The organism is Microbulbifer sp. JSM ZJ756 (genome assembly GCF_044383805.1).
Classification (GTDB): Bacteria; Pseudomonadota; Gammaproteobacteria; order Pseudomonadales; family Cellvibrionaceae; genus Microbulbifer; species Microbulbifer zhoushanensis.
This window is the reverse complement of sequence record NZ_JBISER010000009.1, coordinates 164,214-177,215: the sequence shown is the minus strand read 5'-3', so window position 1 is coordinate 177,215 and position 13,002 is coordinate 164,214. Positions and strand designations below refer to the sequence as shown.

Here is a 13,002-nt window from a genome sequence, read left to right as displayed (position 1 = left end):
CAGGGCCAATGGTCACAGCGGTTGCCCGCACAGCAGCCTTGCAATGCCACCTGCGCCAGATTAATCTTCGCCGCGAGCTGGCCCGGCAATCGCTGTTCCCCTTCGGGGGGATGGAGGAAAGTCCGGGCTCCATAGGGTGGGACGCCAGGTAACGCCTGGGGGGCGCGAGCCTACGGAAAGTGCAGCAGAGAGTAGACCGCCGATGGCCTGTTCGCAGGCACAGGTAAGGGTGAAAGGGTGCGGTAAGAGCGCACCGCGCGGCTGGTAACAGTCCGTGGCATGGTAAACCCCGTCCGGAGCAAGACCAAATAGGCCCTCTACAGGTGTGACCCGCACCGAGGGCGGGTAGGTCGCTTGAGGTGTCTGGTGACAGGCATCCCAGATGAATGATTGTCCTCGACAGAACCCGGCTTACAGGCCAGCTCGACAAATTACCTTCCTCCATCCCGCGCCGTGCTGTCGGTGGCGGGATGGTTGAGTCAACAGGCTGGCGTGCCAGCCGGTGATTCCTTTTGTTTCCATCGCTTCCCCGGTTCCGTCTTTAGTGGCAGCTGCGTGCGACCGTGCGCAGGCGGCGGATTTCCTGTTCACCCCTGCTGCCCACTCTTGCCAGCCCCAACCGGAACATTCCGGCGCCGCTATTGGGCATCGCCCCCGCACAAAACGGCTAGTCTCCATAGTTCAGGGGCCGTTGCGGCACCCATAACCAAACTGTGCGGGGCAGGCATGACCACCCATGTCTTTGTTATCGGCCTGGATGACTTCCACCTGGGACAGTTGCAGACCATTCGCGATGCTGGGAACTACACCTTCCACGGGTTGTTGCCGTATGACATGGTGGTCAACCCCGAGAGTTACCCGATCGAGAAAATGATTGAGGAGGGACGGCGGGAGCTGGCCGGGGCCGGCGTTCCTGTCGATGCCATTATCGGTCACTGGGACTTTCCCACCACGGCATTGCTGGCGGTGTTCCGCCAGGAATATGGCCTGCCCGGGCCGGGGCTCGCCGCCACGCTGATCGCGGATCACAAGTACTGGAGCCGGTTGCGCCAGCAACAGGTAATCCCGGAACATATTCCCGCCTTCCAGAGCCTGGATCCGTTCGCCCCCGATGCGGAAGATCACGTCGAACTGGATTATCCATTCTGGATCAAACCGGTGATCGGCTTCTCCTCCCAGCTGGTCTACCGGGTGGCGGATTCCCGCGAGCTGCACCATGCGCTGGAAGGGCTACGGCAGGGCATCCGCCGCTTCGGCGAGCCATTTGCACACCTGATGGGACTCACGGAGATCCCGGCGGATATCCCGCGGGAAATCGACGCCCACTACTGCATACTGGAAAAGCCCATCGACGGCTGGCAGTGCACGCTGGAGGGCTATATCCAGGGCGGGGAGGTGGTGGTTTACGGTACCGTGGATTCCATCCGCGAGGGGCCGCTGCGCTCTTCTCTCACACGCTATGAATTTCCCTCGGACCTGCCGGAGCCCGTCATCGAGCGGATGGTGGATATTACCGGGCGGGTGATCCCCGTACTGGGCCTGGATGATACGCCTTTTAACGTGGAGTACTTCTGGGATCAGGACAGTGACCGCATCTGGTTACTGGAGGTAAACACCCGCATCTCCAAGTCACACTGCCCCCTGTTTACCGATGTGGTGGGCGCCTCTCACCACGAGGTCGCGGTGGACGTGGCCCTCGGTCGGAAACCGGACTTTTTCCGCCGGGAGGGGGAGCACCCCGCGGCCACCAAGTTTATGCTGCGGCGCTTCGAGGATGGCATTGTCACCCGGGTACCCACTGATGCCGAGCTGGCGGCGCTGGAGTCTGAGTTCCCCGGCTCGCGCATCCAGGTGGATGTGGAGCTGGGCGACCGGCTCTCGGAACTCCGGGGGCATGAAGTGTACAGCTACGAGGTTGCCGTGATTTTTATGGGCGGCAGCAATCACGAAGAGCTCGAGGCGCGCTATCGCGCACTGCTGGAAAAGCTGCCACTGGAGTTCAGTCCGCCGCCGGGACCGCAGGCTGCCGAAAAGGGAGCGCAACCGTGAAAATCATCGATCCCCTGCCGCGGCCCATTCGGGAAATCGAGCTCGCCTGGATACCGATCAGTGACGGTATTCACCTGGCGGCGAGGATCTGGATGCCGGAGGATGCCGAATCTGCCCCGGTACCGGCCATCCTGGAGTTTATTCCCTACCGCCGGCGGGATAACACCCGGGCCCGCGATGACATCATGCACCCGTGGTTCGCCGGCAATGGCTACGCCTGTGTGCGTGTGGATATTCGCGGTAGTGGGGATTCGGAGGGTTTGCTCGAGGACGAGTACCTGCAGCGGGAGCTGGACGACGGGGTGGAAATCATCCGCTGGATTGCGCAGCAGGACTGGTGCGACGGCAATATTGGCATGATCGGTATTTCCTGGGGCGGCTTTAACGGCCTGCAGATCGCCGCGCTCCGCCCGCCTGAATTGAAAGCCGTGGTGAGTGTCGCCTCCACCGACGATCGCTACGCCGACGACGTCCACCATATGGGCGGCTGCCTGCTGGGGGATAACCTTTCCTGGGCTTCCACCATGTTCGCCTTCAACTCCCTGCCGCCGGACCCGGAAATGGTGGGCGAGCGCTGGCGCGAGATGTGGTTCCAGCGCCTGCGTGGCAGTGGCCTGTGGCTGGAGAAATGGCTGCGCCGCCAGCGCCGGGATGATTACTGGCAGCATGGCTCCGTCTGCGAGGACTGGGGTGCCATCCAGTGCCCGGTGATGGCGGTATCCGGCTGGGCAGACGGGTATACAAATGCGGTTTTCCGCCTGCTGGCCAACCTGCAGGTGCCCCGCCTGGGGCTGGTGGGGCCCTGGAGCCACAAGTATCCCCACCAGGGGGTGCCGGGCCCTGCGATCGGTTTTCTGCAGGAGTGCAAACGCTGGTGGGACCAGTGGCTGAAGGGGGAGGAGACCGGGATCATGGGCGAGCCCATGCTCCGGGCCTGGATGCAGGAGCACCAGCCTCCCACCACCTTTTACCAGGAGCGTCCCGGTCGCTGGGTGGGCGAGCCCCAATGGCCGTCGCCAAATATTGGCGAGCGGATACTGACGCTGGCCAGTCCCGGTACCCTGGAGCCGCAGGAATCGGAAGTGGGCGAGGCGGTGATGACAATCCAGTCGCCGCTGTCAGTCGGGCTGTTCGCCGGAAAATGGTGTTCCTACGCCGCCACCCCGGACCTTCCCCATGACCAGCGCGAGGAGGACGGGGGCGCGCTGGTGTTTGATTCCACCCAGCTGGACGGGCCTCTGGAGATCCTCGGGTCGCCCGTCGTGGAACTGGAGCTGGCCGCCGACCGGCCGGTGGCGATGGTGGCGGTGCGCCTGTCGGATGTTGCCCCTGACGACAAGGCGACCCGGGTGACCTACGGCTTGCTGAACCTCACCCATCGCGATGGCTCAGCGGAGCCCACCCCGCTGGAGCCGGGCAAGCGCTACCGGGTCAAGGTGATCCTCAATGATATCGGGCATGTATTTCCTGACGGCAACCGCCTGCGAGTGTCGATATCCACCTCCTACTTTCCCCTGGCCTGGCCCGCACCCGTACCGGTGCGGCTGACAATCTTCACGGGTACCAGCCGCCTGGTATTGCCCGAACGCCCGCGCCGGGATACGGAGGATAGTGAGATCGTCTTCCTGCCCCCGGAAGGTGCGCGACCACTCGCCACCAGGACAGTCCAGGCCGGGCAGCACAAGTGGCGGGTGGTTCGTGACCTGGAGACCGATGTTTCCACCCTGGAGGTGATCAATGACGACGGCGTGATTTATATCGAGCCGGTGGGGGTGGAGATGCAGCGCAAGGCCCTGGAGTGGTACAGCTACCGGGGCTACGACTACTCCTCACCCCAGGGGGAGACCCTGTGGGAGTGGGGATATCGGCGGAACAATTGGGAAGTCCGGACGGTGACGCGGACCGTGCTGGAGTCGACGCCCTCGCACTTCAATATCCACGCTCAGCTGGATGCCTATGAGGGGCAGAAGCGGGTCTTTTCCGAAAACTGGGATGTGGAGATTCCCCGCGACCTGGTTTAGTGGGCCAATCTGTCACGATGAGCTCGCTGCGGATACCCGGGCGTCAGTCACTCCCAGTCGAATGCAGCGTATACCGGGAAGTCGAGCTGGATATCTGTCTCGCCGTCGGCAACCCGTTGCCGGGCCTCGCGGCGCAGCCGCTGCAGGTCCCGGGGCAGCCGGGTGCGCATTTCGTAGAGTTGCTTCCAGTAGTGCTCGAACTCGCTGGCCTCTTCCCCCTCTTTGTAGGCAGCGAGCATCGGGCCAACGACCTTGAAGCCGGCGTAAATACGCCCGGCTTGCCGTTGTTCGAAACTGTCGATGTCCTCAAGCAGGGCGGCCAGGTGACCCCCTGTTTCGATGGAATTATCTGGCGCCGTTGCCTGCCGCCGGAGCCTGTCCCGGGTTTCCCCGGCGCTGAAACTGGCGGCGTTGCCCCAGATATGGACGCTGTCCCGGTTCAGTAACTTGCCGGTCGCAGGATCCACCAGCAGGGCGCTGGGGGTGCCGAAGATCACCGGCAGGCCGAAGCGGCGGTTCACGTCAAAGTTGCGCTCCAGGTAGCCGACATCCACATACTGGATGACAAATTCCTGCTCCAGCTCCGGCGCGATCGACGGCTCCTGCAGGTGGGTGGCCAGGGCACGGCTGTCGTGGCACCAGTTGGCGCCCATGACGATCAGAGCGGTTTTGCCCTCCTCGTTGGCGCGGGCCAGGGCCCGGTCCACCTGTGCCATGGTGTCGGTAACTGGTTGATAAACACGCCCCGAGCTTTCGTCCGCGACTGCCTCCAGGCAGGCAAATAACAGGGCCAGTCCGAACATAAAAGATTTCATCTGTGGGGATCTCCGCATTCAGTTGACGGGCATTATTGCCCATTCACGTTCCGCGGTGCATGCCTGTTCCCATACCCGTCCTGATTCGCGAGGCGGCATCCTGTCAAATTCGCCAGTAATGTCATTACTCTCTCTTTTCTTTGTCGAATCTCCGCCCCTAATCCGGAAAGCCGGCGCTCCTTCGTCTTAAGAGGGTAAGTGTTCGCTAACCTTGTGCTGAGAGGTGGAGCAGAAATTAATCACGAGAACTTAAAGTGTTCTCTTAAGTGCAAAAAGTAAGTACTTGCTCCATCGGGCAAATGTGCCGCCAAAAACTGTGCGGTTTTTAAGCGGTATGGCTGCAGGCCGCGAAATTACTGGCATTTCGGGGGGTTTTACTTTCGATTTCCTTGACTTTAGGCAAGCCAGATTTATAGTGTCGAAGGTGGAGAAAAGTGGAAATTTGTGGGTTTTGGTGGTTTATTCGTGTTTGTGAGTGGGTATTTACACCAGATGAATGAAAAGCGCGCAAATTTTCACCAGAAATAAACGGCAATAACGGGGCATTCGCGGGTGGTTCGACCGCGCACTTGGAACCAAAGTGTATTTAGGCAGCCACGCAATCAATATGGACGCCAAGGGGCGTCTGGCGATTCCGGCGCGGGTCAGGGACACGCTGCTGGAGGATTGTGGTGGGCGCATGGTGGTGACCGCGCACACTGAGGAGCGCTGCCTGCTGGTTTACCCGGAGCCGCAGTGGCAGGAAATCCTGCCCAAAATCGAATCCCTTTCCAGTTTCAATAAAGTGGCGCGTCGCGCGCAGCGGCTGTTGATCGGTTACGCCTGCGAGCTGCAGGTGGACGGCAATGGCCGTGTGCTGATTCCGCCCACCCTGCGCGAATACGCCGGGCTGGAAAAGAAACTGATGCTGGTAGGCCAGGGCAAGAAACTGGAGCTCTGGAGTGAAGAGGGCTGGATGTCCTGGCTCGACGATAGCGAAGGAGAGGGGGAGATGCCGGAGGAAATGGCCTCGCTTTCCCTGTAAACCGATAGGAGAAGACCCGGGTGTCGCAAGAATTGCATCGCAGTGTGTTGTTACGCGAGGCCGTGGACGCCCTGGTCACCGATCCGGGCGGCTTTTACATCGACGGCACTTTCGGTCGCGGTGGGCACAGCGCCGCGATCCTGGAAAAACTGGATGAGCGCGGCCAGCTGCTGGGTATCGACAAGGACCCACAGGCAGTGGAGTTCGCGCGTGAGCGCTTTGCCGGCGATGACCGCTTTGCAATCTGGCACGGCTCGTTTGCCGATATGGCGGAGGCTGTTGCCGGGCGCGAGGGGCAGGTCACCGGCATCCTGCTGGACCTTGGTGTGTCCTCGCCGCAGCTGGACCAGGCCGAGCGGGGCTTCAGTTTTGTCCAGGATGGCCCGCTGGATATGCGTATGGATACCAGTCGGGGGCTTAGTGCTGCCGACTGGGTTAACAGTGAATCCGAAGCCGAAATGGCGCGGGTTTTTCGCGAATATGGTGAGGAAAGGTTTGCCCGCCGGATGGCTGCGGCCATTGCGCGCCGGCGTGAAGAGAAGCCGTTTGAGCGCACACTGGACCTGGCCGAGGTAGTAAAGGCGGCCAACCCGGCATGGGAGAAGGGCAAGCATCCCGCCACACGGGTGTTCCAGGCGATTCGCATCCATATCAATGGGGAACTGGAAGACCTGAAACGGGTGCTGGATAGCGCGATGGAATTGCTGGCTCCCGGCGGTCGCCTGGTGGTGATCAGCTTCCATTCGCTCGAGGACCGGATGGTGAAGCGCTTTATCCGGGATAAGGAGCGCGGCCCGCAGTTGCCCAGAGGGCTGCCGGTAATGGACAGCGAAATCGAGAAGACGCTGCGCGCGGTGGGCAAGGCGGTCAAGGCTGAAGCGCAGGAGGTCGGTGAAAACGTGCGCTCCCGCAGTGCGGTGATGCGCGTGGCGGAGAAACTCTGATGAATAACCGGCGCATGTTGATCGTGGCTTTTCTCTGGGTGGCGACTCTGGTCTCCGCCCTTGGTGTGGTTCACACCACCCAGAGCAGCCGCGCATTGACCGCCGAACTGGTGCAGGCACAGAAGCAGCGGGATGAACTGCGCTATGAACAGGAGCGGCTGCTCCTGGAGCGGGGCGCCTGGTCGGCCTACAGCCGGATCGAACGCGAGGCGCGCGACAAACTGGGGATGCGGGCGCCGGAAGCCGGCGAGCGGATTATCGTCCCCGTTGAATAGCTTGAATACCAATGGACCGGCGCGAACGACAGCCGGCCGAAGAGCTGGGCCGCCTGGGCGGGAAACCCGGCCAGATAATAAACGACGCGTACAGGGAGCCTCATGGGCGCAGTGAAGAAACAGCAACCGCAGCCGGGTATTGCCCGCTGGCGCTTCGCGCTGGTGGCGGTACTGCTGTGCCTGCTGGCGCTGGCGCTGGTGCTGCACCTGGCGCGCCTGCAGGTGGTGCCGGAGGCCGAGCGCGGTTACCGCTTCCTGCAGGACCAGGGGCGCCAGCGCACCATCCGTACCGAGGAAATTGCCGCCTACCGTGGCGCCATCCTGGATCGCAACGGCGAGCTGCTGGCAGTGAGCACGCCGGTACATAGCCTGTGGGCGAACCCACAGGTGCTGCGTGAGGCCAGTGCTGAAGAGCTGCGCCGGCTGGCCCGCTCCCTGGGGGCGAAGCCGGCGTCGCTGGCGAAGCGACTGGAAAAGTACCGCAATAAGGAGTTCATGTACCTGCGTCGCCACCTGGCGCCGGAGGAAGCCAATGACGTGCTGGCGCTGGATGTTGCCGGTGTCTACAGCAAGAAGGAGTACCGCCGTTTCTACCCGGCCGGTGAGGTGGTGGCCCAGTTGGTGGGCTTCACCAATATCGACGATCGGGGCCAGGAGGGCCTGGAGCTCGCCTATAACGACTGGCTGACCGGCGAACCGGGGCGCCAGCAGGTGGTCAAGGACCTGAAGGGCCGCGTGGTCCGGGACCTGGCCACCCAGCGCGAGGCCCGTCCCGGGCGCGATTTGCGTCTGAGCATCGATATGCGGCTGCAGTATCTGGCCTATCGTGAATTGAAGCGTGCGGTCACTGAAAATGGCGCGGCATCTGGGTTTATGGCGATCCTCGACACCCGCAGCGGCGACGTGCTGGCGATGGCCAACCAGCCCTCGTTCAACCCGAACGACCGCGCCGGGGTCAAATCGGCAGCGATGCGTAACCGCGCCCTGATCGACCAGTTTGAGCCGGGTTCCACCGTGAAGCCGATCACGGCACTGGCGGCACTCGAGAGTGGTCGCTACCAGCCGCACACAAAGATCGATACCAGTCCGGGCTATATCCGCCTGCCGGGCAAGACCCTGGTGGATCCGGTCAACTACGGCGAGATTGACCTCACCCGTGTCATTACCAAGTCGAGCCAGGTGGGGATCACGAAAATCGCGATGGATCTGGAACCAAACTCCCTGCGCGAACTCTTTTACCGCCTGGGATTGGGCGAAGCGGTCGGTAGCGGTTTCCCGGGGGAGGCGGCGGGCGTACTGCCCAGTCGCAGTCGATGGCACCCGATCGAACGGGCCAACTTCGCCTTTGGCTATGGCCTGACGGTGAACGCGGTGCAGCTGGCACAGGCATACAGTGTGCTGGCCAACGCCGGGCTCAAGCGCCCGGTTTCGCTCGTTCTGTCTGGCGCCGGCGAGAGCACCCCGGAGCGGGTCGTGGAAGAGCCGCTGGCCCGGGAAGTGACCGCCATGCTGGAGACGGTAATCGGCGCCGAGGGCACCGGCAAGCGGGCGGCAGTGGATGGCTATCGCGTGGCCGGCAAGACCGGCACGGTGCACAAGGTGGGCAGCGATGGCTATGTCGACAATCGCTACCGCTCGGTATTCGCAGGGTTTATTCCCGCGGACCAGCCGCGGCTGGCGGCAGTGGTGGTGATCGATGATCCCAGCCACGCCAAATATTACGGCGGTGAAGTGGCCGCGCCGGTATTCGGCAAAGTGATGGCCGGCGCCATGCGCCTGTTGCAGGTGCCGCCGGAAGAGATTGAATCGGCTGAACGGCAGCTCGCTGTGCAGTTGGGCGAGAGAGGTAATAAATCGTGAGTCAGCGCAGGCAAACAGAAAAGCAGACAGGCAGGAAAGTTTCACTGCAGCAGCTGGTACCGGGCTATGCGGGCATTCCCGATGTGGCGGTCAGTGGTGTGGCGCTGGACAGCCGTGCGGTCAAGAAAGGTGACCTGTTCATGGCGCTGCGGGGCAGCGTGGCCGACGGGCGCGAGTTTATCGACAGTGCTATTGCCGACGGTGCCGCTGCCGTACTGGCCGATGGCGACACCCTGCGCACCGAGACCCGTGACGGTGTTGAGGTGGCCTATGTGCCGGGCCTGGGCAAACGCGTCGGCGAAATCGCTGCGCGATTCTACGAACACCCGACCGAGTCCATGTACCTGGTGGGTGTTACCGGTACCAACGGCAAGTCCACCTGCGCCTACCTGACCGCACAGTTGCTGGCGCGCCACTTCGGCAAGGCCGCAGTGATGGGCACTATCGGCAACGGCATCTGGCAGGATGGTGAGATCCAGCTGGAGGAAACCGGGCTGACCACGCCGGACCCGGTGCGCCTGCAGGCGGATTACGCCGGCTTCCGCGATGACGGCGTGCGCGCCGCGGCAATGGAGGTTTCATCACACGCCCTGGCCCAGGGTCGGGTGCACGGGCTGGTGTTCGATACCGCGATCTTTACCAACCTGTCCCGCGATCACCTGGACTACCACGGCAATATGGCAGCGTACGGGGCGGCAAAAGAGAAGCTGTTCGGCCTGCCCAAGCTCAAGCGCGGTGTGATCAATATCGACGATCCGTTCGGTGCGCAGTTGATCGAACGCTGCAAGCTGCGCAACCTGCGGGTGGTCAGCTACGGCCTGCAGCAGGGCGACCTGCATGTCACCGACCTGCGTCGCGACGAGGGCGGTTTTTCCGTGCAGCTCACCACCCCCTGGGGCAGTGGCGAACTGAAGGCCCCGCTGATCGGCGACTTCAATATCCACAACGCCCTGGCTGTGGTGGCCGCGGTGGCCTCGGCGGGCGTACCACTGGAAGAGATTCTTGCGGCGTTCCCGACCATCCAACCGGTACCCGGTCGTATGGAGCGGGTGGTATCCGGCGAGGCCGATGTCAGCGTCCTGGTGGACTATGCCCACACCCCGGAAGCGCTGCGTGCAGCGCTGGCAGCCGCGCGCCCCTACTGTCGCGGCAAACTGTGGTGTGTGTTTGGTTGCGGCGGTGACCGCGATACCGGCAAGCGCGCACCCATGGGCCGTATTGCCTCTGAGATGGCGGACCGAGCCATTGTCACCAGTGACAACCCGCGCAGTGAGAATCCACAGAAGATCATTGACGACATCCTCGAGGGAGCGGCGAGCAATATCGAGGTGGAAGTGGACCGGGCCGCGGCCATCAGCCGTGCGGTCAGTGCGGCGGCGCCCGGCGATATCGTCCTGATTGCCGGCAAGGGGCACGAGGACTACCAGATTATCGGTAGCGAAAAGATACATTTCTGTGACCGCGAGCAGTCTGCGCATGCGCTGCAGGCGCGGATGGCCGGTAGCGCCGGGGAGGCATCGTGATCGCACCGCTGACCCTGCAACAACTGCAGCAGCGCTTCGGCGGCGAGCTGGTCAACGGCTCGGTGGAATTCGATCGCGTGTGCACCGATACCCGCAAGCTCGACAGCGACGCGATTTTTGTGGCGCTGGTGGGCGAGAGCTTCGATGCACATGATTTTGTCGCCGACCTGGAGGGCAAGGTGCTGGGCCTGGTCGTCGAGCATCGTATCGAGGGTTGCAACCTGCCGCAGTGGATCGTCGGGGACACCACGGTGGCGCTGGGCCATATCGGTCGCCTGTGCCGCGAACAGTTCCATGGCCCGGTGGTGGCAATTACCGGCTCCTGCGGCAAGACCACAGTCAAGCAGATGCTGGCGGCGATCTTTGGCCAGCGGCATACGCCCTGCGTGACGCAGGGCAACCTGAATAACCAGTTTGGGGTGCCCATGACCCTGTTCGGGCTGGGACCCGAGCACGATGTGCTGATTCTCGAGATGGGGGCCAATGGTCCCGACGATATCGGCTACCTGTGCAGTATTGGCCTGCCGCAGGTAACGGCGGTGAACAACGTCAAGCCGGCGCACGTCGAGGGTTTCGGCTCTGTGGCCGGCATTGCCGCGGCCAAGGGCCAGATCTATACCAGCCTCGAGCCGGGCAGCACCGCGGTGATTAACGCCGACGATGACTTTGCCGATTACTGGCTGCGCAATATGCCGGATGACGTGGAGACCCTCAGCGTTGGCCTGGGCAAGGACTGCGCAATTTTTGCCGGCAATATCGAGGTGGGCGCCGATGCCTGCCCGTCCTTCGACCTGGTAATCGAGGGCGTTGCACACCGGGTTGAGCTGCAGTTGATGGGCGAGCACAACGTACATAACGCCCTGGTGGCGGCTGGGTGTGCATTTGCCGCCGGTATCCCTGCAGCAGAGATTGCGGCGGGACTGGCGCAGGCCGGTGGCGTATCCGGACGCCTGCAGATGTTGCGCGGCCACGCCGGCGTGACCGTGATCGACGACAGCTACAACGCCAACCCCGGCTCGGTGGCGGCCGCGATCGACCTGCTGGCCCAGCGGCCGGGCAGGAAGATCCTGGTGCTGGGTGATATGGCCGAGCTGGGTGCCGATGCCGAGGCGATGCACCGTGAAGTCGGGGAGCTGGCAGCGGAGCGCGGCCTCGACGGACTTTATACCTTTGGCCCGCTGGGTGCGGCAGCCACAGAAGCATTCGCGTCTGCCCGGGACGGCAGCGCACATAATTTTTCCGAGCGCGCGCGTCTGGTCGCGGCTCTGGAGAGGGATCTGACCGAAGACACCACGGTGCTGGTAAAGGGTTCCCGCAGTGCCCGTATGGAAGAGGTGGTACGGGCTCTGACACAGACCGGGAACGAGAAAGGGGATAACTGATGCTGCTCTGGCTGGCAGAACTTTTACAGCAACACGTGAGCGCCTTTGCGGTGTTCAACTACCTCACCGTGCGGGCAATCCTGGGTGCGCTCACTGCGCTGGGTATGGCACTGCTGGTGGGGCCGCGCATGATTACCTGGCTTAACCGCCTGCAGGTGGGCCAGGCTGTGCGCGATGATGGCCCGCAGACGCACCTGAGCAAATCCGGTACCCCGACCATGGGCGGAACCCTGATCCTCGCCGCGATCTTTACCGGCGCACTGCTCTGGTCCGACCTCAGCAACCGCTATGTGTGGGTGGTGTTGCTGGTGACCTTTGTCTTTGGTGCTGTCGGGTTTGTCGATGACTACAAGAAGGTGGTGGAAAAGAACCCGCGCGGGCTGATCGCGCGCTGGAAATACTTCTGGCAGTCGGTGGCCGGCCTGGGGGCCGCCATCTACCTGTATTTCAGTGCTACCAGTCCTGCGGAGACACAGTTTTTTGTGCCCTTTTTCAAGGACGTGATTTTTGACCTGGGGCCGGTGTTCTTTATCGCCCTGACCTATTTCGTGATTGTGGGAACCAGTAATGCGGTAAACCTGACCGACGGCCTGGATGGACTGGCGATCATGCCCACGGTGATGGTGGGGGGCGCATTGGGTGTCATCGCCTACCTCTGCGGCCATGTGGAGTTTGCCGAGTACCTGCATATTCCCTCGATCAGTGGTGCCGGTGAACTGGCGGTGTTCTGCGCCGCACTGGGTGGCGCAGGCCTCGGGTTTCTGTGGTTCAACACTTACCCGGCACAGGTTTTCATGGGCGATGTGGGTGCGCTGGCCCTGGGTGCGGCACTGGGTGTGATTGCGGTGATCACCCGGCATGAGATTGTACTGTTCATCATGGGCGGCGTGTTTGTGATGGAGACGGTATCGGTAATCCTGCAGGTGGCCTCGTTCAAGCTCACCGGCAAGCGCATTTTCCGCATGGCACCTCTGCATCACCACTTTGAACTGAAAGGCTGGCCCGAACCGCGCGTGATCGTGCGTTTCTGGATCATCACGGTGGTGCTGGTACTCGCCGGCCTGGCGACTTTGAAACTGCGCTGAATACGGACAGTGCGCTGAGAGAAT

At 62.5% G+C, this 13,002-nt stretch carries 10 protein-coding genes and 1 other RNA gene; 10 read left to right on the top strand and 1 reads right to left on the bottom strand.

The genetic code is table 11. From position 1 onward, the window contains the following. Positions 1-73 precede the first annotated feature (73 nt). The 3 genes from rnpB (at position 74) to ACH6CX_RS15000 (ending at position 4,070) form a co-directional block, all read left to right on the top strand. Positions 74-430: RNase P RNA component class A (rnpB, locus tag ACH6CX_RS15010), an RNA gene on the top strand. 296 nt (positions 431-726) lie between these two features. Continuing rightward, positions 727-2,049, top strand: a complete 1,323-nt coding sequence (locus ACH6CX_RS15005; RefSeq protein WP_396675748.1) for an acetyl-CoA carboxylase biotin carboxylase subunit family protein — start codon at positions 727-729, stop codon at positions 2,047-2,049. Continuing rightward, entirely contained in the window at positions 2,046-4,070 is a 2,025-nt protein-coding gene (locus ACH6CX_RS15000; RefSeq protein WP_396675746.1) for a CocE/NonD family hydrolase, read from the top strand. The genes ACH6CX_RS15005 and ACH6CX_RS15000 overlap by 4 nt, the downstream gene beginning before the upstream one ends. Before the next feature lie 47 nt (positions 4,071-4,117). Here the strand turns inward: ACH6CX_RS15000 and ACH6CX_RS14995 are convergent, their stop codons facing one another. Then, positions 4,118-4,885: a thioredoxin family protein gene (locus ACH6CX_RS14995; protein WP_396675744.1), complete on the bottom strand. Its 768-nt coding sequence runs from the start codon at positions 4,883-4,885 to the stop codon at positions 4,118-4,120. A gap of 580 nt (positions 4,886-5,465) precedes the next feature. Between ACH6CX_RS14995 and mraZ the strand changes: the two genes are divergently transcribed. The 7 genes from mraZ (at position 5,466) to mraY (ending at position 12,978) form a co-directional block, all read left to right on the top strand. Then, positions 5,466-5,909 (top strand): division/cell wall cluster transcriptional repressor MraZ, encoded by a 444-nt coding sequence (gene mraZ, locus ACH6CX_RS14990; RefSeq protein WP_232941296.1) that lies wholly within the window; start codon positions 5,466-5,468, stop codon positions 5,907-5,909. A gap of 20 nt (positions 5,910-5,929) precedes the next feature. Then, the gene (gene rsmH / locus ACH6CX_RS14985; RefSeq protein ID WP_237063374.1) at positions 5,930-6,853 is read left to right on the top strand and encodes a 16S rRNA (cytosine(1402)-N(4))-methyltransferase RsmH; all 924 of its coding nucleotides are present in this window, start codon (positions 5,930-5,932) and stop codon (positions 6,851-6,853) included. Beyond that, positions 6,853-7,128 carry a cell division protein FtsL gene (gene ftsL / locus ACH6CX_RS14980; RefSeq protein WP_232941298.1) on the top strand — a complete coding sequence of 92 codons (276 nt, stop codon included), beginning with the start codon at positions 6,853-6,855 and terminating at the stop codon, positions 7,126-7,128. The genes rsmH and ftsL overlap by 1 nt, the downstream gene beginning before the upstream one ends. Positions 7,129-7,230: 102 nt before the next feature. Continuing rightward, a complete protein-coding gene (locus ACH6CX_RS14975; protein WP_232941299.1) occupies positions 7,231-8,988 on the top strand; it encodes a penicillin-binding protein 2 in 1,758 nt (585 codons plus the stop codon). Then, positions 8,985-10,511, top strand: coding sequence for a UDP-N-acetylmuramoyl-L-alanyl-D-glutamate--2,6-diaminopimelate ligase (locus ACH6CX_RS14970; protein WP_232941300.1), 1,527 nt, complete (start codon positions 8,985-8,987; stop codon positions 10,509-10,511). The genes ACH6CX_RS14975 and ACH6CX_RS14970 overlap by 4 nt, the downstream gene beginning before the upstream one ends. Then, complete coding sequence (gene murF / locus ACH6CX_RS14965) at positions 10,508-11,893, top strand: UDP-N-acetylmuramoyl-tripeptide--D-alanyl-D-alanine ligase (RefSeq protein WP_232941301.1); 1,386 nt, start codon at positions 10,508-10,510, stop codon at positions 11,891-11,893. The genes ACH6CX_RS14970 and murF overlap by 4 nt, the downstream gene beginning before the upstream one ends. Then, entirely contained in the window at positions 11,893-12,978 is a 1,086-nt protein-coding gene (gene mraY / locus ACH6CX_RS14960) for a phospho-N-acetylmuramoyl-pentapeptide-transferase (RefSeq protein WP_232941302.1), read from the top strand. Before murF ends, mraY begins: the two co-directional genes overlap by 1 nt. Positions 12,979-13,002: the final 24 nt, after the last annotated feature.

Coding starts and splice junctions, on each gene's coding strand:
- ftsL (WP_232941298.1), top strand. CDS start 6,853: ATGAATAACCGGCGCATGTTGATCGTGGCTTTTCTCTGGGTGGCGACT.
- ACH6CX_RS14995 (WP_396675744.1), bottom strand. CDS start 4,885: ATGAAATCTTTTATGTTCGGACTGGCCCTGTTATTTGCCTGCCTGGAG.
- ACH6CX_RS14975 (WP_232941299.1), top strand. CDS start 7,231: ATGGGCGCAGTGAAGAAACAGCAACCGCAGCCGGGTATTGCCCGCTGG.
- ACH6CX_RS15005 (WP_396675748.1), top strand. CDS start 727: ATGACCACCCATGTCTTTGTTATCGGCCTGGATGACTTCCACCTGGGA.
- mraY (WP_232941302.1), top strand. CDS start 11,893: ATGCTGCTCTGGCTGGCAGAACTTTTACAGCAACACGTGAGCGCCTTT.